We start from the raw sequence: 18,823 nt of genomic DNA, 5'->3' as shown, positions 1-18,823 counted from the left end.
CATTTTTGGGTTGTTACTATCTGATATCCTTTACACCGGATTAGGGACAAAACTGCCACCTCGGCAATACTTCAAATAATTTAGCGCATGTACTTGTCCAGTCATTTCTAGTTCACCCTGGTAGACAGGATCATGCCAGCCTTCAATATCAATAGTTCCCTTATAGCCGGCTTGGCGCAGAATCGAGATGATATCCACCCAGTTCGTATCTCCGAAGCCAGGCGTCCGGTCCCACACATAAGGCTTAGGTCCGTGAATTCCGTATTCCTTGACGATATCCCAGGCAATAGTGGCATCCTTGCCATGTACATGGAATACCTTATTCACCCATTTGCGTAGCTGCGGAATCGGATCAATGAGACCTATCATCTGGTGGCACGGTTCCCATTCCAGCCCCAGATTGTCTGCCGGTACAGCATTGAACATTTTCTCCCAGGCTGAAGGATTGTGAGCGATGTTCCACTCTCCGGCCTGCCAGTTTCCACCCATAGAGCAATTTTCAAAAGCAATTCTTAAGCCACGATCGGCTGCCCTTTTGGACAATTCACTAAACACCTCTGCAAATCTCGGAATCGACTCGTCAATCGAAGAACCTGGAAGACGTCCAGTGAATCCGCCGATAATATCTGTGCCGAATAAATGGGCATGATCAATCAATCGCTCCCAGCTGGCGAGTGTGTCAGCGTTGTCGCCTGTTCCTGAAAGTGGATTGCCATAAATCCCAACAGAAGAGATGACAAAATCATGTTCAGCAGCCAGTTCCCTAAGTCGTGCAGCTGTTTCTACAAGATTGGTTTCACCTGTGGTCTGCCAAAAGTTCAGGTTAAAGGATTCAAAACCATGCTGAACGATTTGCGGAATCACGGTGACGGCCTCCCCGCCACGAACCAGAGTACCTATTCTCAATGTGTCTTGCATTTGGGTTACCACTCCAATGATAGCGTTTATAGTCAGTATTAAACCTTAAGTGTTTTGAGCATCTTGCAAGAGCCTCGCTTGAGCAATACCGCATCGTAGACAATATGCTGATGACCTGACCGTCCAGAAATTAGATCAAACAGAACGCCCACACTGGATAAAGCCATTTCTGTACCCGGTTGGCTGATCGTATCAAGTGAAGGATGAAAATATTCAGCCATTTCGATCCCGTCAAAGCCAATGATTGAAATATCATCCGGAATAGACAACCCTGCGGTAAGCACCGCTTTGGCAGCACCGATAGCAATCGTGTCGGAGGCTGCAAATATTGCGGTTACTCCCTTATTCCTTTTAAGCAATCTTCGCGCTGCATCAAATCCAGAGCTAGGACTGTATTCACAATCTTCCACAAGCTGTGCATCATAAGGCAGATTATGTTCTTCCAGTGCTTTTTTGTAGCCCAAATAACGCCGGTTGCCTGTCGTTTCATCCAGTAATGGGGACTTGGCTAGAAAACCAATATTCTCATGCCCAAGTGATATCAAGTAAATGGTGGCCTTATAAGCTTCCTTCAATTCATTAATGGTGACGCTGGAAAAAATATCAGGGTCCACCTCTTGTGTGGAGGTGATCGTCGTCAGTACAAATGGGACCGTCAGCTGCTTGAATTTCTCTTCGGAATGATTGTAAGTTCCGCCCATGAAGATGATCCCGCATAGATTCTTTTCTTTGGTCAGCTGAATCGCCGCATTAATTTCATCCGTTCCATCCTCTACCTGATGAATGAGGAAAGGGTACCCTCGCAGATTAGCCTGCCGCTCGATTTCTTTGATCATATTGGAGAAGAACGGATTCGTAATCCCCTTAACCATAAGTGCAATGTTCTTAGACTCCGTAGTTTTTAGATTTCTCGCATTGGAATTGGGAATGTAATTGTATTCCTTAACAACATTCAGAACCTTTTCCCGTGTAGCCTTACTCACCAGCCCCTTATTGTTGATGACCCTGGAAACCGTCGAGATGCCCACACCGGAAATCCGCGCGATATCCTTGATATTTACGTCCACTGTACTCCCCCACTTATAAGTAAGGGAGCTATATGCTACTATAGCTCCCTCACACCTTTTAACGTTCTTTAGTTCACTGGAACAAACTCAGCCAATTGCTTTTCTACTTCGGCAATAACCTTGTCAATTCCTGCTTTTTTCAGTTGCTCACGGTAATCCGCTACAGCAGCTTTAGGATCTTTGCTTGTTTTACCAAGCATCAATTGAATACCAAGCTGGGAATTCACGTTGGAGATAGAAGCAATTTCTGTAGTTACATTAGCTGGATCAAAGCTAAAGCCATTGTATGGATCATCGATAGCGACTTTATCCCACTCTGCAAATAAGGAGTTACGAATTGGATTTTCTGTATCCGTAGGAACTACGAATTTGTCATTACGAAGTGACCAAGCAGCGAAACCTCCGCCGTCCGTTTTTTCGTTGAAGCCTGGAGGCTGCTTTTTAACACCATTTTCCATAACATATTGTTTGCCTTCAATACCGTTTTGGATGAGGTTGTAGTAGCTTTCGTCAGTCATGAACTTCTCGATTACCATCAAAGAGCGCTCTGGATTCTCGGAGCTCGTGCTGATTACAGTCGAGTTGTCAACACCCATCTTACGTTTGATCTTCTTGTTGGCTTCCGCAAAGGTAAAGAATGCAGTTTCTGCCTCTGGTTGTGCCTTCAAATCTGCACCGTATTGGCCGATCCAGTCCTGAGCATGAGTCAAATAACCTGCGGAGTTTGCTGCTCTGAAGTTATCTTTACTTCCAAGAGTTGCAGACAGTACATCTTTGCCCCAGTACCCTTTATCTGCCCATTCACGCATCTTCACAGCCCAATCTTCGAATTCTTGAGTGTATGCTGGATGGAAGACGGTCTTGTAGTCCTCTGGACTTTTCGTCACAAGATTCAGTTCATTCAAAGATATACCAGGTGCGTTAAGCCACATTCCTGTAGTATCTACGAGCATTCTGAACATATTGGCCGCATCTTCAGACTTACCGTTAATTGGTGGGAAGGACTCATTGGCAACAACATTATCCATGTATTTAACCATATCATCGATTGTTGTAATTTTTTCCATGCCATATTTTTTCAGCAAGTCTACACGATAGGCATAACCATTCGGTGTATATTCGCTATAAAGACTCGGAACACCATAGATTTTACCTTTGTATTTAGTATTTTCCCATACACTAGCAGGGATTTCTGCCTTCAGCTTAGGAGCAACTTTATCGAGCATATCGGTAAGATCCACTAGAGCGCCTTCACTAGCCAATGTGAAATAGGATACTGGTGCTCCAGGAGATGCATGAGACATATCAAACTGCTCACCAGAAGCAAATAGCAACGGATATTTCGTATTGATATCCGGCCAGTCAATATACTTCACTTCAATTGTAGCGTTAAGATCAGCCTTAAGCTTTTTGTTAATCTCAGCAAGAATCGCCTTATTTTGAACACCTTCACTGCCCCACAGGTAGTACACCAACTTAGCTTCTTTAGAAGTATCTACTCCTCCTGTATTCGTTGAAGCTTCTGGTGCCTTCGTAGCTGCCGGATCATTACTTGCCTCGTTGTTCTTCGATGAACAGGCTGTCAATGCCCCAGTAAGCATGAGTACAGCAATTAAAGAAGACGCAATTTTTTTACCTTTCATTAGGTAAGCCTCCCTTTTCTTTTCTATTTATGAATTGCATTTATAATAAACGCGCCTTCGAAAAGGAGACGTCCATTAACCCTTTACAGCCCCAACAGTGAGGCCTGTTACGAAATAACGCTGTACAAATGGATAGAGGAGAATAATTGGCCCGGTGGCTAGCACAGCTGTAGCCATCTTGATGGATTGCGTTGGAAGATCAGCCGTATTGATAACTGCCCCCGAATTGATTAGTGTACCGAGATTCGTCTGATTGACCATTCGCTGCAAAAAGTATTGGAGTGGATATTTCGTCGGGGAGTCCATATATAACATCCCGTTGTACCACTCATTCCAAAAGCCTATCGCCGAGAAAAGCCCGATGGTAGCTAAGGAAGGAACCGCCAGCGGAATAAATATCCGCCAATAGATATGGAAGTCGCCAGCACCGTCAATGGTAGCAGATTCATATAAGGAATCCGGAATCGCCTTCATGAAATTACGCATCAGGAAGATCGACCAAGCGCCAACTACAGCCGGTAGAATCATGGCAAATAAGTTATCTTTCATATGCAGGTGCTTGACCATCAGGATATACGTTGGAATCAAGCCACCGCTGAAGAGTGTCGTAAAGTAAATAAGAAAGGAAAAGAAGTTGCGATACTTGAAATCCTTGCGGTTAAGCACGAAGCCAGCCATCGACATCATGAACAGTCCAAGGACCGTACCCACTACGGTTATAAAAATAGTGATCTTATAAGCATTTACCAATTGCGTAGAGTTGTTAAACAACAATTCGTAAGCCTTAAAGGAAAATTCTTTAGGCAGCAGCTTGTAGCCCTCACGGACAATCTCCTGTTCGTTCATGAACGATGAGGAGATCATTAGTGCGAAGGGAAATACACAGAACAGTGCAAAGATACTAATGCAGATATAGCTAATCACTTTTATGATAATACTTCCGGAATCCTGTTTGATTTTTTGAGTTTCCATATTCATCACCCCTGTTTCGTGTCTGGTTTTAGAACAATGCGCTGTCAGGCTCGACCTTGCGTACAATAAAGTTAACTACTAGCACCAGAATCAGGCCAAACATGGATTGGTAGAAGCCCACCGCGGCACCCATAGAGAAATTGAATTGTCCCACCAGTGAACGGAAGACATAGGTATCGATAATATCCGTCTGCGGATACAGCACCGAGTTCGTACCGATCAGATTATAGAAAAGGTCAAAGGAGCCCTTGAGAATTCCACCCATACCAAACAGTAAAAGCAGAATAAAGGTTGGCTTCAGAATCGGTAAGGTCATATAACGGATCCGCTGCCAGGTAGTGGCTCCGTCCATATAAGCAGCCTCGTACAGATCATGATTAATCCCTGTGATCGTTGCTAGATAGACAATCATTCCATATCCGGTAGCGGCCCAGATCTTGAAGGCTACAATGATATATTTCCATATGCCCGGATCAGAATAAAACTCGTAACGGTCTAGCCCCATTCCAGTTAGCATCGTATTGATGAACCCGGAATTGAAATTGAATATATTGTAGGCAAACACACCGACGATAACCATAGAGATAAAGTAAGGTAGGAGAATAACGGATTGAGACACTTTCTTGAACCACTTGCCCGAGATCTCCGAAAGCATAATGGCAAACACAATTTGAATAATGTTACCCAGAGCTAGGAAGACGATGTTGTAGAGCAGTGTATTCTTGGTAATATTCCACAGATCGCCATTCTGAACCAGAAATTCGAAGTTTTTCAGACCGATAAAGTTACTTCCGAAAATACCCTTATTGAGCTTGTAATCTACGAATGCGACGTAAGCGCCAGGCATTACCGCATAGTGAAAAATAATGAAGTATAGGATTACAGGCAGCAACATTAGAAAAAGCACTTTGTTCTTAATGACTTCCCGGACAATATTTCCACCCGCAAGCTTAATTCTTGCCAATGAGCCCACCTCCAATTTGAAAGATGCATTTCATCACATGCATAACTTAGCTTCCTTTCTTGTCCCGCAACCAGCTTGAAACTGATTGCTCATCCTTTATGATAAAGCGTATCGGATGATATAGAAACGTTTCCATAATTTCTTTGAAACTCCCTGTACGAAAATCATACTCCCTAGATGTATGCGCTGTCAATTCATTTTATTTTTGTTTTTCTAGTAATAAAAATCACACTTTACAACCTAAATATAATGAATCGGCCGATTTCGCGAAGATAATTGACTTTTTATGGTCTTCGGACTAAGATCGATATGTATCGTTAATGGAAACGTTTCTATTTGTTCTTTCACAGACATGTCAGTCTTATATATGATGTCTGACAATGAACTCCCCGTTCTTATCTATATCATGTCTCATCCAATTATATTTATCTGCGTGTGCACAGCGGCGAACTCAAATAGCAAGCGCTTTCTTATTGGTATAGCACATCTATTTGTCACAATAACTTTCAATGCGCTCACGAGGAAGGTGTTAACCATGACTAAACTGTTTATCCAAGATCTTGTGAACGATATGACTCTAGAAGAAAAGCTGGCCCAATTAACCCAGCTAGGCCCTCACTATTGGGGTTTGGATGATACCGTAGATTTAACCGGTCCATTCAAGGAACTGAACATTAAGCCGCAGGTAATGCAGAACATCGGAAGCGTTCTGAACGGCATTGGAGCCAGGAATGTGATTGATCTACAGACCCGGCATTTGCAAGCCAGCCGTCAGAAAATCCCCTTACTCTTCATGGCGGATGTGATTCATGGTTACAGAACGATCCTACCGATCCCGCTTGCGATAGGTTGTAGCTTTGACATGGAGGCCTGTGAAAGGTTCGCTGAAATTGCAGCCAAGGAGAGCGCGGCTGCCGGTATTCACCTCACTTTCTCGCCTATGACGGATCTTGTACGCGATCCGCGCTGGGGACGGGTGATGGAGACATCCGGTGAGGACCCTTATCTGAATGCTCGTGTAACTGAGAGCATGGTACGGGGCTATCAGGGCAAAGACCTAAAAGAAAAAGGTCGTATCGCTGCCTGTGTGAAGCACTTCGCCGGTTATGGCGCTCCCGAAGGCGGTCGAGAATACAATACGGTAGATATGTCCCTCGGCGTATTACGTGAGTTCTATCTACCAGCCTATAAAGCTGCTGTTGATGCTGGTGTAGCCATGGTGATGGCCGCATTCAATACGATTGATCGTATACCTGCAAGCGGTAATTCCAAACTTCTCCGCGGGATTCTGCGTGAGGAATGGGGCTTCAATGGCGTTACCATCGCCGATTTCAATTCCGTAAATGAACTAATCCCTCATGGCGCTGCCGAAGATGGTCGTGAAGCAGCGGAGAAAAGTCTGGCTGCCGGACTAGATATTGAAATGATGTCCACCCATTATCTAAACCACGGTGCTGCTCTCGTCGAGGAAGGCAAGCTTGATATCTCCTTGATTGATGAAGCCGTTATCCGGGTGCTAGAACTCAAGGACGCTCTCGGCTTGTTTGACAATCCATTCAAGGATGCAGATCCACTAGTAGATGAGGCGCCCACGCCGAGCGCGGAGAATTTACAAGCTGCGAGAGAGCTGGGTGCCAGCTCAGTGGTGCTGCTGAAAAATGACAATAACGCTCTGCCCCTGAAACACGGTATGAAGATTGGATTGGCTGGTCCCTTCGCTACCTCTATTCATGTGCTGGGCGGCTGGTCTGGAACGGAAAAAGACCCGGCCGTATCACTCTACAACGGCATTTCTCAAAAAACATCTGCCGCGGATATTATTACGGCCATGACTGGTGAGCTGGGAAGCATGCTAGAGGGTGTTTTTGATGTGGAGGATGAAATCGAAGAAGCCTTTCAGCGCCTAAAAGATTGCGACGTAATTCTCGCTGCTGTCGGTGAGAATCAGCAGGATACCGGGGAAGGCGGAAGCAGAACCAATTTGCGCTTGTCGACCAATCAGGAGAAGCTGATCTGGCGTCTGAAAGATACCGGCAAAAAGATTGTTACCATTGTATTTAGCGGCCGACCGCTGGAACTAAAGCCTGTTCTTGAGGCCAGCGATGCTTTGCTGCAAGCCTGGTTTCTGGGTACAGAATCCGGAAATTCATTAGCTGATGTGCTGTTCGGAGATTATAATCCGTCCGCTCGTTTATCTATGAGCTTCCCTTACTCAGTTGGGCAAATCCCTGTTTATTACAATGCCTATCAGACGGGACGTCCCTATGACCCCCTATATCCCAATGTGCGTTATGTAACCCGATATCTGGATTGCCCTAATGACCCTCTTTTCTGCTTTGGCTATGGTCTGAGCTATTCCAGTTTTGATTACAGCAACTTCAAGGTTGATGCTGCCGAGCGGATTGTTGCCTCCATTGAGGTGGAGAATACTTCAGACATCGCCGGCAAGGAAACCGTTCAACTCTATATCCATGACGTTAGTGCAAGTGTCGTACGCCCGGTCAAGGAGCTGAAAGCCTTCCGACAAATTACACTCGCAGCGCATGAGAAACAAGTGGTTTCTTTCGAGATCACTAGAGAAATGCTGATGTTCTACGGAAAAGATGATCAAATGGTCTTCGAACCCGGGGAATTTGATATTATGATTGGTAGAAGCTCCGGAGACCATTTCACCCAGCGGATCTGGATCGGCTAACTATATTAGACAGTAAGGGAGATAACCCCAATGAGACACAGCTTATCATTTCAGCAAGATGGAACCTTGAAAATTGTACAATTCACTGATCTTCACTGGATGGATGGAAGAGCCGAAGATCAGCGTACCCGTGAACTGATGGAACGCGTGCTGGAAGCGGAACAACCTGATCTTGTCGTTTTCACGGGAGATCTAATTTACACCGCCCCTGTATCACCTGGTGAAAAGGCTTGTGAAGACCCCGCCCAAGCTTTTCGGGATGCTGTCGCTGCTGTAGAAAAAACAGGTACCCCTTGGGCCTTCGTATTTGGTAACCATGATACAGAAACTCTGATCTCCCGCAGTGAATTGATGCAGATTGCATTAGAACATCCCCACTGTCTGGCCGAAGCCGGTCCAGAGGATCTTGAAGGTACAGGCAATTACACGCTTGAAATAAAAGATCAGGATGGCCAAGCAGCCGCTGTCCTTTATTTTGTTGACTCGGGCAGTTACTCCGAGATGGAGCATATCCCAGGCTACAATTGGATTAACCGGAATCAAATCAACTGGTTAACTGCTGAATCCGCTCGGTTGAATCCTAAAACTGCTGAGAACAGGCTGCCTGCATTGGCTTTCTTCCATATCCCGATTCCGGAATATCGTGAGGTCTGGTCTACACAAGTCTGCAATGGATATAAGTATGAGCGTGTATGCTCACCTGAGGTTAACTCGGGATTATTCTCGGCTTTGCTTGAAATGGGTGATGTGCTTGGCACCTTCTGCGGACATGACCATATCAATGATTTTACGGGCAGCCTGTATGGCATACGTCTTTCCTATGGCCGTGCTACCGGCTACAATACTTATGGAAAAGAAGGCTTTATGCGGGGCGCACGCGTCATCAGACTGACCCAAGGCACCCAAGACTTCGATACCTGGCTTCGTCTTGAAGACGGATCTGTCCTGCTGGAACAGCCAATTCATCAGCCTGAACCTGCTGCCGGTTCAGAACATTAATCGTCTTACTTTATTGTTTGCAATCTTTTTACTCATTAATAGTTATAAAAAGAACCCGCATAGTGCTGGTTCTTTTTTATGTTCCAATATTAGCTTGTTCCCATACTCCCCATTACATCGCTTTTTTTGTTAAAATAGAGTAGTCGACGTATTAAGCACTACAGCGTCAGTCATGGAACGGAGGCAAGTACCTGTGGATTATATTATTCTGGACATCGAATTCAACGGCCGTAAGTTTGCCAGCGAGCACCCTATGGAGGTCATTGAGATTGGAGCTGTCCGGTTAGACTCTTCATTGCAGTATAAGGATGAATTTTCTTCCTTGATCAAACCCATATATTTCTCCACCCTTAATTCTTTCATTAAGAAAAAAACCGGTATTCCTCAAGAGGAAATCGATATCGCAGCCCGCTTTCCGAAAGTAATCACTGCGTTTAGAGAGTGGCTCGATCTAAGTACGGACGGAGTGCTGCTGCTTACTTGGGGCGGCGAGGACATGAAGCGGATCATTCAGGATGTGCGTATGCACAAAATGGACGATTCCTACTGGATGTCCGCAACGTATTTTGATTTACTGAAGGGTGTGCTGCGTGCTCGTGGCCTAAGCAATGATATCAGTGTCGAAGGTGCGATGGCTTTATTTGAACTTGAACCGTCTGGATCTGCTCACCGTGCGTTGGATGACGCAAAGATGACTTCGGAAATCTTCCGCGCTGTGTTTAAGGATCTGGATTTTGAGCGCTCACAGCATTACGTAGATACCTTTTCTAATGCCAAAGAACGCAAGACGGTCAAAGTCGCCATTAAAGCGATGAACTCACAAAAAATAGTACCTACCTGGGACCTTGTTCTCGAACACTACTTCTCAGACAAAACAACCCTAGCTGATCCTCGCAAATTAGAGGAATTACAAAATTATTTTGCGGCGCAGATGGGTCAAAAATAACTTCAAACATCAGCAAATCATAGCAGCGGCAGTCTTCCCAATGATCTTCAGCGGGTAACTGCCGCTGTTTTGGATACGCTAAAAAAACATTTGACCTTCACGCTACGTAAAGGTGTACATTGAATTTGTGGGAGGTGATACTACGGAATACACAGTACAGAAGCTCGCTGAGCTAGCTGGAATCAGTACGCGAACCCTGCGCTACTACGACGAGTTTGGCATTCTTAAGCCGGCGAGAATCAACTCCTCGGGGTATCGTATCTATGGCCGCACCGAAGTAGATCTTCTACAGCAAATTTTATTTTATCGAGAGCTTGGCTTAAGTCTGGAACGTATCAAAGCTATTATGACTGAACCGTCATTCGACGGAGCCAAAGCGCTCCGGGAGCATCATGACAAGCTGCTTGAAAAGAGACATCAATTAGATCTATTAATCGCTAACGTCGAACAGACGCTGGCTCACCAAGAAGGGAGAATGACTATGAGTGACGCTGAGAAATTCGAAGGTTTTAAGCAAAATCTGGTAGAGGATAACGAGAAGAATTATGGTCAAGAAATCCGGGAAAAATACGGAGACAGCGCCGTGGATCAATCCAACAAGAAGCTTAAAGGTATGACAGAGGAGCAATATGCGGCTATACAGCAGCTTGAGGAGGAAATGTTCGAGACACTCGTGCAAGCTATGGAGCATGGAGATCCTGCCAGTGTATTGGCGCAAAAAAGTGCTGATCTACACCGCCAGTGGCTCTCCTTCTACTGGGATTCCTATTCCAAAGAGGCACATGCCGGCGTCGCGCAAATGTATGTGGATGATGAACGTTTTACCAAGTACTACGACAAGCATCGCCCTGGACTTGCAGCGTTCCTAAGAGATGCCGTTCACGTATACACGGGAACAAAATAATAAAATAGAAATAGAGCGGCACCGGAAATCCGGTCGCCGCTCTATTTCTATTATCCGGAACCTCACTGATAGCTCTAGCTCCTATAGGCTGCGATGCAGCAGTGACAGTACATTTCGCAGCTCAACCACAGCTACCTGTCCAGGCGCAGAGGGCTTATGCGCCGCTCCAAAGGTAAGCGCTGAACCGAATATTTCACCGGCTAGACGGCTAATTACCCCAGCTCCCGCCATGGACATTGTAATAATCGGGCGATCTGCATATTGTTCTTTCATCATATGCGTAGCTTCTAGTAAAGTCAGTACATCCCCCGCATCCTGAGGCATCACCGCAATTTTGGGCAAGTCCCCGCCAAGCTCCTGTGCCTTGCGTAATCGCGAGATGATCTCCTCTTGAGAAGGTGTTCCATGAAAATCATGATTCGAGATAATGACAGACACGTTATGAGTATGGGCAGTCTCGACTAGTAGCTTTACATCCTGTTCCTCATTGAATAATTCAACATCAATTATATCTACTAGACCACTTTCAGCAGCAGCTATATTCAATGCTATGTAATATTCCGTGCTAACCTGCTTCTCGCCGCCTTCTTTGGCACTCCGAAAAGTAAAAATCAGCGGTAACTCCGGAATTACAGAATGGATTTCTTTTAATGCTGAATTGACCGCCTCTACGTCTTCAACTTCATCAAAAAAATCCGTCCGCCACTCCACTAAATCGGGACCAAGCTCTTTTAATGATTCGGCTTCCTGTTTCAGTTCAGACAAGGTAGCTCCAATCAATGGGACACATATTTTAGGGATTCCTTCGCCAATGATCACATTTTTAACGATTACTGTCCTGCTCATTATTTCAGCCCCTTATCCAGTCGTCTGCTATTGATTCTGTATTGTTTATTTTACTGCCGATACATGTTTTAGAAACTGTTCAACCTCTGATAACTGCGGCAGCGATGGGATCGCGCCTTCTTTCCCTACAGCCAGTGCTCCAACAGCATTAGCGAAGCTCACTGCCTCCTCCAACGTTTTGCCTAAGACCAATTGCTGGGCTAATGCCCCATTGAATGAGTCTCCGGCAGCAACTGTGTCTATCGCCTTGACCGGGAATCCAGGAACTGACTTAGCGCCTTCAGCATTAACGATCAGTGCGCCTTTAGATCCTAAGGTTAGGATCACATTTTTAACACCTTTTTGCAGCAAAATACGGGCTGCCTGCTCAGCAGTCTCTAAACTATCTACAGTCATTCCAGTCAAAATTCCCGCTTCTGTCTCATTAGGTATCAGATATGATACTTGACCCAGCATCTCGTCTTTAAGCACTCTAGCTGGTGCTGGATTCAGAATGACCGGAATTCCATGACGATGTGCAATGGCAATAGCATGCTCACTCATCGCCAGTTCCATTTCAAGCTGCATCACAATCATCTCAGCCTGGCTGATGACAGTCTCTAACGCCTGTATATCCTCTGCAAAGAGATCAATATTCGCTCCGGGTACAACGATAATCCGATTCTCTCCATCTTCTTCAATAACGATTGAAGCTACACCTGTTGCCTCCGTTTCACTCACTGAGATATGTTCTATATGAATACCTTCTTGCTTAATAATCTCAAGCATTTCGCTTCCAAAGGTATCTTTTCCGACGCTGCCGATCATACTAACCTCAGCACCCAGACGTGCTGCGGCAACGGCTTGATTCGCTCCTTTCCCACCGGGAGATAGAGAAAATGCTTGTCCCATAAGCGTTTCTCCTGCATTCGGTGCCCGGTTCGTACGTACTACCATATCCATATTTAAGCTTCCAATCACAACTATACCCAACTTATACACCACCAATAATTATTTCTTCAATCTCTTTATCTTAGGGTCTTCCCTTCACTTTATCAATCACTTCCGTTGATTTTGCCCCTAATTGGCTATTTTCACCAAATCGACGTTATGCTTTTGTAGATAAAGTGTGCTAGAATGATGGTGCAATCGCTTCCACAACGATTGTTGACTGTTTTTTGAGCAAACGTTTGCATCGTAGATAATGCCAGCAGCTTTACTGCAATTCAATCTAATCCGCGATTAGGAGGCTTATCAAGTGAACGAACAAAAATTACCATCAGTAGCTTATTTCAGTATGGAGTACGGGTTACATTCCGATTTTAAAATGTATGCCGGAGGGCTTGGAATTCTCGCCGGTGACTACATTAAGGGAGCTAAAGACATCAATGCTCCTATCATCCCTATTGGGCTGAAGTGGAAACAAGGTTATACGGATCAAAAAATTGATGCGAACGGTAATCCATACGACTCCTATCACAATTATGTTTATGATTTTCTTGAAGATACAGGGGTGAAGGTAACTGTAAAAGTCAGAAAGACCGATGTGGTGTGCAAAGTATGGAAGACTGATTATTTTGGCAACAGCACGTTGTATCTACTGGATACGGATATCCCCGAGAATAATGATGCTTGGATTACTGGACAATTGTACGGCTGGTTCGGTGAGGAACGGATCGCTCAAGAGATCGTACTCGGGATCGGCGGAGTAAAAGCTATGCGTGCTCTGGGCATTCCGATTGATGTCTATCATTTCAATGAAGGCCATGCAGCCTTAGCAGCCATCGAGCTCATTCGTGAGAAGATGTCCGGAGGCAGCACCTTTGAGGAAGCTTGGAAAGCTACTCGGGAAGAGGTTGTGTTCACTACACATACACCGATAAAAGAAGGCAACGAAACCCATCCACTCGACCGCCTAGAGTATATGAGTGCATTCAATGGCTTAACCCGCGACCAGATGGAGCGTATCGGTGGTGAGCCGTTCAACATGACGGTTGCCGGTCTGCGACTCTCCCGTATTTCCAATGCAGTGGCTCAGCTTCATGCGGATACAGCCAATAAGATGTGGAAAGAGGTTGCCGGAAGATCGGACATCATTGGCATTACTAATGCCATTCATACCCCTACCTGGGTAGATGAAAGAATGACACAAGCCTATGAACAAAATGGCGATTTATGGGCAGTGCATAAGGAAATTAAGGGTGAACTGATTGATTTCATCAAAGAACGGTCCGGCATTAGTCTAAATGCTGACAATCTACTCATTGGCTTCTCACGCAGAGCTGCTCCTTATAAACGCAGTGACCTGATCTTCTCGCAGCCGGAAATTATTGAGCCTTATCTGGAGTCCGGCAAAATACAAATCGTCTTCTCTGGCAAAGCCCATCCACTCGATGATAACGGCAAAAAAATCGTCAGCAATTTAGTGGCGATGATGAAAAAATATCCGAAGAGTGTTGTCTTCTTGGAGAATTACGATATGACTATCGGCGCACAGCTGACACGCGGTTCTGATATTTGGCTCAACAATCCGCGTAGACCACTGGAAGCAAGTGGTACCTCCGGGATGAAGGCAGCCATGAACGGCGTATTGAACTGCTCTATTCTAGATGGCTGGTGGCCGGAAGCCTGTTTAGATGGCGAGAATGGCTGGCAGATCGGAGACGGCTTCGAGACTACTGACTTCGAGGTTCTGGATAAGCATGATAGTGATGCGCTATACGACACCCTATTGAATCGAGTACTCCCAACCTATTATGAGAATCGTGAACAGTGGGTACAAATGATGAAGAAGAGTATCGAAACCACTCGCACCGAATTTGCCACCAAAAGAATGCTGGATGAATACTATAACAGAATGTACATTAAAAACTAAGTACAGAAAACGGATATTCCTATATCAAAATAGAACAGCGCACCCTCCAGTGATGGTAGAGGTGCGCTGTTTCTTTTTTAACTCTGCTTAGTAATTAATCACTCTATCTATCATATATATCTGAATGGGACGACGATTACCACATACTGTAATGTGTCAATTATTCAAAAAGTGTTGCATTTTCCCCAAAAAACATTAATATAGAACTTATACTAAATCTAAAATCAAATCTTACGAGGTGATTCTATTAATGAGCTCCAATAATAATAATCTTACGACCAGCTGGGGTGCTCCAGTAGGCGACAATCAAAATTCAATGACAGCCGGTGATCGTGGTCCTACTTTGCTGCAAGATGTCCATCTGCTTGAAAAATTAGCCCACTTTAACAGAGAACGTGTTCCTGAACGTGTCGTTCATGCTAAGGGTGCTGGCGCTCATGGGTATTTTGAGGTCACTCAGGATTTAACTCAATATACAAAAGCTAATTTTTTATCTGAGGTAGGCAAGCGTACCCCAATGTTCATCCGTTTCTCAACGGTAGCTGGGGAGCTAGGTTCTGCTGATACTGTAAGAGACCCACGTGGTTTTGCTGTGAAGTTCTATACCGAAGAAGGAAACTATGATCTCGTAGGTAACAATACACCTGTATTCTTCGTTCGTGATGCAATCAAGTTCCCCGACTTTATTCATACACAGAAGCGTGATCCACAGACACACTTAAAGAACCCTAATGCGGTTTGGGACTTCTGGTCTTTATCGCCGGAATCTCTACATCAGGTTACGATTTTGATGTCAGATCGCGGAATCCCAGCTACGTTGAGACATATGCACGGGTTCGGAAGCCACACCTTCAAATGGGTAAATGCCGAAGGCAATGCCGTCTGGGTGAAATATCATTTCAAAACAGAACAAGGCATTAAGAACCTTGCTCCAGATCTTGCCGCCAAAATAGCTGGGGAGAACCCAGATTATCATACAGAAGACTTGTTCAATGCTATTGATAAAGGAGATTTCCCAGCGTGGAAGCTCTACGTGCAGATTATGCCGATCGAAGATGCGAACACTTACCGCTTTGATCCATTCGATGTAACAAAAGTATGGTCGCAAAAAGATTATCCATTAATTGAGGTTGGCCGCATGGTACTGGATCGCAATCCAGAGAACTACTTTGCGGAAGTAGAGCAAGTTACGTTCTCTCCTGGCTCTTTTGTCCCTGGTATTGAAGCTTCTCCTGATAAATTGCTACAGGGTCGACTGTTTGCTTACGGCGATGCTCATCGTCACCGTGTAGGTCCTAACCATAACAGCCTGCCTATCAACCGTCCAATAGTAGAAGTGAAGAACTATCAACGTGACGGTGGCATGGCACTCGGCAACAATGGCGGATCCGGTGCCTATTACGAACCTAACAGCTTAGGCGGACCTAAAGAAGCACCACAGTACAAAACATCACCTTTCGAAGTATCTGGAAATGCCGACAGTGTCTCCTACAATAGTGATGACCATTATACACAACCTGGTGACTTGTATCGCCTGATGAGTGAAGAAGAACGTACCCGTCTTGTTCAAAATATCGTAGGCGCTATGACACCAGTTGAAAGTAACGATATTAAACTTCGTCAAATTGTTCATTTCTATAAAGCTGATCCGGAATTAGGACAGCGTGTTGCATACGGCTTAGGATTATCCGTCCCAGGCGGATTATAAGAGTGTAATTGCACTTATACAATCAAAGAGGACCTTTACCCGTAAATGGGAAAGGTCCTCTTTGTTCATAAGAAAAGCTAAAACATATAATATATAAGAACGATCACGATGCATAGCGTGGAGACAACAGATAAGCACGAAAAAAAAGTATTCCAGTTATTGCCCTTCATTTGTCTTATACACGACCAGTATACTGCTTCTTTGATGCTCTGCCCCATCACGTGAAGATTTAACTACCGAACCGTAACAGATATTCACAACCTGTTCCTCACGCAGCCCTGCCAAGAACTCATTCGCCTTATTCTCAGCATACGAATTATCAGCATCTACAAACTCTTTTACTTGAATCATCCTGATCTCTCCTTTAATAAATTATAGTTACTTTTTATGTCTAGATTCTATAGGTGAACTCAACGAAATGTACATGGCGTATCACTCCCCTGGTAACATTTAATGTAAAATTATCTTCGAAATATAGTATAGGCATTCCGCAGTTTTCTACGAAATGCCTATAACATCAGCCTATCATAGCACCCAACTATACAATAGTCAAACGTTTTAAATACAATATTTAGTAAGAATTTATTGCCTTTTCAAAATGGATTGGATTTACATATAGAAGCTGTTATACTGATCAGAAGGTTCCCTCTAGGGGACCTCTATTTGTATAGGAGGGATTTTAATATGGCAACGCGTCATAACAAATTTGCAAAGAATGTGCTACTTAGAGGGGGTGAAATCTACTATGAACCATAGTCTAATTTATGAAGGCTCAAGGACACAACTGGTCCAGCAGCTTATTTATTTTGATGAGGAAAAAATCGCATTTCTAAATCAGTATTTCCCTGAACGAAGCAAACAAAGAAGTAATGCTGAAACGCTGTTGTCCCATTATTGCTCCGAGCTGGAACAATTACTTTCCCGTTTCAATGGTGAAGAATTGAATTCACTCGTATTGATTGGAAGTCAGCTTCAGCTACGCTACTTAGACGACAATACTACAGATACCTACACCATCGTATTTCCAAACCAGGCAGAACCCAATGATAATAAAATTTCAATGTTCTCGCCTATTGGCATGCAGTTGCTGTTAGCTCAGATCGGCAGTACATGTCAGCTAGCTATTCCTTCAGGTGAGTTATCAGTAAAAATCGAAAGTATTAAGTTTGTGAATTGTGGTGAGGTAGCCGTTCTTATTTAAGCCCACTCGCATATATCACCAACATTAACAGCGTCCCTTTCCAATCTTATGGAAGAGGACGCTGTTCATCTATTCAGCCTGTTAAGCACTCTTCATACTTTTATTTGAGCCTCAATCCTTCAGCCAGTTTACTGACTGATTTTTCGATACGAGATGCTCTGGTTTCAGGTCTTTTCGCCGCTTCGATCCAAGATACATATTCCTTCTGATAAGAATAAGCCAGACCGTTATAATAAGCTTCTGCCTGCTCATGGCTACTCAACGCATCAAGGAAATCCTCTGGGGCTTCTACCTCCCGTAATTGATGATCTTGCTCCATCGTCACACGCACAATATCACCAGGTTGAACTTTGGCTAGATCCCGTAGTTCTTTCTTTACCACCATAAAATGCTTTCCGTTTCCATGGGGCATAAGCGTTCCTCTATAGGGGATTCCATTTACACTTCCTTTTACCTGTATTCTGGACTTTGTTTCAAATATTTGTTCGACAATCAAAAGGGACGTTAAGATAAGTCCAGCTCCCACTTGCATCAGGTCGCACTAATTTAGCTTCAAATTCAAACATTGCTACCTCCTCAACTAAAAGCCCTAAGTTCTATTGTATCCATATGAATGTAACTATACAAAAAAACACCTGCCTATAATAGACAGATGTTTCTTAATTATAAGCGGGTGATGGGAATCGAACCCACGCTATCAGCTTGGAAGGCTGAAGTTCTACCATTGAACTACACCCGCAAAGGTATAAAATCGGGATGACACGATTTGAACATGCGACCCCCTGGTCCCAAACCAGGTGCTCTACCAAGCTGAGCTACATCCCGTCAAAACATGTAATTACTTAGTAATAAAAATGGCGCGCCCTGAGAGATTCGAACTCCCGGCCTTTTGATTCGTAGTCAAACGCTCTATCCAGCTGAGCTAAGGGCGCAAAAATTATGGAGCGGAAGACGGGAATCGAACCCGCGACCCTCGCCTTGGCAAGGCGATGCTCTACCGCTGAGCCACTTCCGCAAAATATGGTGCGCGTGAAGGGACTTGAACCCCCACGTCGTGAAACGCCAGATCCTAAGTCTGGTGCGTCTGCCATTCCGCCACACGCGCA

The 18,823-nt window shown here is 44.6% G+C and carries 16 protein-coding genes and 5 tRNA genes; 7 read left to right on the top strand and 14 right to left on the bottom strand.

The features are described from left to right. Positions 1-30: 30 nt before the first annotated feature. The 5 genes from PAENI_RS19315 to PAENI_RS19295 all read right to left on the bottom strand — a co-directional run bounded on the left by PAENI_RS19315 (position 31) and on the right by PAENI_RS19295 (position 5,564). Positions 31-918: a sugar phosphate isomerase/epimerase family protein gene (locus PAENI_RS19315; protein WP_149646395.1), complete on the bottom strand. Its 888-nt coding sequence runs from the start codon at positions 916-918 to the stop codon at positions 31-33. A gap of 38 nt (positions 919-956) precedes the next feature. Beyond that, positions 957-1,985: a LacI family DNA-binding transcriptional regulator gene (locus tag PAENI_RS19310; protein WP_149646394.1), complete on the bottom strand. Its 1,029-nt coding sequence runs from the start codon at positions 1,983-1,985 to the stop codon at positions 957-959. Between the two features lie 68 nt (positions 1,986-2,053). Then, complete coding sequence (locus PAENI_RS19305) at positions 2,054-3,628, bottom strand: DUF3502 domain-containing protein (RefSeq protein WP_149646393.1); 1,575 nt, start codon at positions 3,626-3,628, stop codon at positions 2,054-2,056. A 75-nt stretch (positions 3,629-3,703) separates the two neighbouring features. Continuing rightward, positions 3,704-4,600 (bottom strand): carbohydrate ABC transporter permease, encoded by an 897-nt coding sequence (locus tag PAENI_RS19300; protein ID WP_197071264.1) that lies wholly within the window; start codon positions 4,598-4,600, stop codon positions 3,704-3,706. 28 nt (positions 4,601-4,628) lie between these two features. After that, on the bottom strand, positions 4,629-5,564 hold the full coding sequence (locus PAENI_RS19295) for an ABC transporter permease (RefSeq protein ID WP_231573385.1): 936 nt from the start codon (positions 5,562-5,564) through the stop codon (positions 4,629-4,631). A 535-nt stretch (positions 5,565-6,099) separates the two neighbouring features. Here PAENI_RS19295 and bglX point away from each other — a divergent pair. The 4 genes from bglX (at position 6,100) to PAENI_RS19275 (ending at position 11,108) form a co-directional block, all read left to right on the top strand. Continuing rightward, positions 6,100-8,259 (top strand): beta-glucosidase BglX, encoded by a 2,160-nt coding sequence (gene bglX, locus PAENI_RS19290; protein ID WP_149646392.1) that lies wholly within the window; start codon positions 6,100-6,102, stop codon positions 8,257-8,259. Positions 8,260-8,289: 30 nt separating this feature from the next. After that, positions 8,290-9,258: a metallophosphoesterase family protein gene (locus tag PAENI_RS19285; RefSeq protein WP_149646391.1), complete on the top strand. Its 969-nt coding sequence runs from the start codon at positions 8,290-8,292 to the stop codon at positions 9,256-9,258. Positions 9,259-9,451: 193 nt separating this feature from the next. Then, entirely contained in the window at positions 9,452-10,204 is a 753-nt protein-coding gene (locus PAENI_RS19280) for a 3'-5' exonuclease (RefSeq protein ID WP_149646390.1), read from the top strand. Between the two features lie 112 nt (positions 10,205-10,316). Next, positions 10,317-11,108: a MerR family transcriptional regulator gene (locus tag PAENI_RS19275; RefSeq protein ID WP_262495655.1), complete on the top strand. Its 792-nt coding sequence runs from the start codon at positions 10,317-10,319 to the stop codon at positions 11,106-11,108. A gap of 81 nt (positions 11,109-11,189) precedes the next feature. On the opposite strand, the gene aroD is transcribed toward PAENI_RS19275, so the two are convergent. Together aroD and rbsK are read right to left on the bottom strand one after the other, a co-directional pair. Further along, positions 11,190-11,954, bottom strand: a complete 765-nt coding sequence (gene aroD / locus PAENI_RS19270) for a type I 3-dehydroquinate dehydratase (RefSeq protein ID WP_149646388.1) — start codon at positions 11,952-11,954, stop codon at positions 11,190-11,192. A gap of 45 nt (positions 11,955-11,999) precedes the next feature. Then, positions 12,000-12,914 (bottom strand): ribokinase, encoded by a 915-nt coding sequence (gene rbsK, locus PAENI_RS19265; protein WP_262495672.1) that lies wholly within the window; start codon positions 12,912-12,914, stop codon positions 12,000-12,002. A 277-nt stretch (positions 12,915-13,191) separates the two neighbouring features. Between rbsK and glgP the strand changes: the two genes are divergently transcribed. Together glgP and katA are read left to right on the top strand one after the other, a co-directional pair. Next, positions 13,192-14,808 (top strand): alpha-glucan family phosphorylase, encoded by a 1,617-nt coding sequence (gene glgP / locus PAENI_RS19260; protein ID WP_076299075.1) that lies wholly within the window; start codon positions 13,192-13,194, stop codon positions 14,806-14,808. A gap of 250 nt (positions 14,809-15,058) precedes the next feature. Then, positions 15,059-16,516, top strand: a complete 1,458-nt coding sequence (katA, locus tag PAENI_RS19255) for a catalase KatA (RefSeq protein ID WP_149646386.1) — start codon at positions 15,059-15,061, stop codon at positions 16,514-16,516. Between the two features lie 156 nt (positions 16,517-16,672). Here the strand turns inward: katA and PAENI_RS19250 are convergent, their stop codons facing one another. Next, positions 16,673-16,867, bottom strand: a complete 195-nt coding sequence (locus PAENI_RS19250) for a sporulation protein Cse60 (protein ID WP_042184993.1) — start codon at positions 16,865-16,867, stop codon at positions 16,673-16,675. A 394-nt stretch (positions 16,868-17,261) separates the two neighbouring features. Between PAENI_RS19250 and PAENI_RS19245 the strand changes: the two genes are divergently transcribed. Beyond that, entirely contained in the window at positions 17,262-17,717 is a 456-nt protein-coding gene (locus PAENI_RS19245) for a GreA/GreB family elongation factor (protein ID WP_076299073.1), read from the top strand. A 100-nt stretch (positions 17,718-17,817) separates the two neighbouring features. Here the strand turns inward: PAENI_RS19245 and PAENI_RS19240 are convergent, their stop codons facing one another. The 6 genes from PAENI_RS19240 to PAENI_RS19215 form a co-directional block, all read right to left on the bottom strand. Further along, complete coding sequence (locus PAENI_RS19240) at positions 17,818-18,249, bottom strand: YdeI/OmpD-associated family protein (protein ID WP_149646385.1); 432 nt, start codon at positions 18,247-18,249, stop codon at positions 17,818-17,820. Positions 18,250-18,385: 136 nt separating this feature from the next. Next, positions 18,386-18,456, bottom strand: a tRNA-Gly gene (locus tag PAENI_RS19235). A gap of 12 nt (positions 18,457-18,468) precedes the next feature. Continuing rightward, positions 18,469-18,542, bottom strand: a tRNA-Pro gene (locus PAENI_RS19230). 30 nt (positions 18,543-18,572) lie between these two features. Further along, positions 18,573-18,649: transfer RNA gene (locus tag PAENI_RS19225), tRNA-Arg, on the bottom strand. 8 nt (positions 18,650-18,657) lie between these two features. Continuing rightward, positions 18,658-18,732 (bottom strand) — tRNA-Gly (locus PAENI_RS19220). A gap of 6 nt (positions 18,733-18,738) precedes the next feature. After that, positions 18,739-18,822, bottom strand: a tRNA-Leu gene (locus PAENI_RS19215). Position 18,823: the final 1 nt, after the last annotated feature.

This window comes from Paenibacillus sp. B2(2019) (assembly GCF_008370385.1).
Taxonomy (GTDB): domain Bacteria; phylum Bacillota; class Bacilli; order Paenibacillales; family Paenibacillaceae; genus Paenibacillus_AQ.
The sequence above is the reverse complement of the archived record's forward strand: the minus strand, read 5'-3'. Positions and strand labels throughout refer to the sequence as shown.

Bases quoted from the DNA above. Each gene is read 5' to 3' on its own strand.
- PAENI_RS19315 (WP_149646395.1), bottom strand. From the start codon at position 918: ATGCAAGACACATTGAGAATAGGTACTCTGGTTCGTGGCGGGGAGGCC.
- PAENI_RS19250 (WP_042184993.1), bottom strand. From the start codon at position 16,867: ATGATTCAAGTAAAAGAGTTTGTAGATGCTGATAATTCGTATGCTGAG.
- PAENI_RS19245 (WP_076299073.1), top strand. From the start codon at position 17,262: ATGAACCATAGTCTAATTTATGAAGGCTCAAGGACACAACTGGTCCAG.
- PAENI_RS19305 (WP_149646393.1), bottom strand. From the start codon at position 3,628: ATGAAAGGTAAAAAAATTGCGTCTTCTTTAATTGCTGTACTCATGCTT.
- PAENI_RS19285 (WP_149646391.1), top strand. From the start codon at position 8,290: ATGAGACACAGCTTATCATTTCAGCAAGATGGAACCTTGAAAATTGTA.
- PAENI_RS19240 (WP_149646385.1), bottom strand. From the start codon at position 18,249: ATGCAAGTGGGAGCTGGACTTATCTTAACGTCCCTTTTGATTGTCGAA.
- aroD (WP_149646388.1), bottom strand. From the start codon at position 11,954: ATGAGCAGGACAGTAATCGTTAAAAATGTGATCATTGGCGAAGGAATC.
- katA (WP_149646386.1), top strand. From the start codon at position 15,059: ATGAGCTCCAATAATAATAATCTTACGACCAGCTGGGGTGCTCCAGTA.
- PAENI_RS19300 (WP_197071264.1), bottom strand. From the start codon at position 4,600: ATGGAAACTCAAAAAATCAAACAGGATTCCGGAAGTATTATCATAAAA.
- bglX (WP_149646392.1), top strand. From the start codon at position 6,100: ATGACTAAACTGTTTATCCAAGATCTTGTGAACGATATGACTCTAGAA.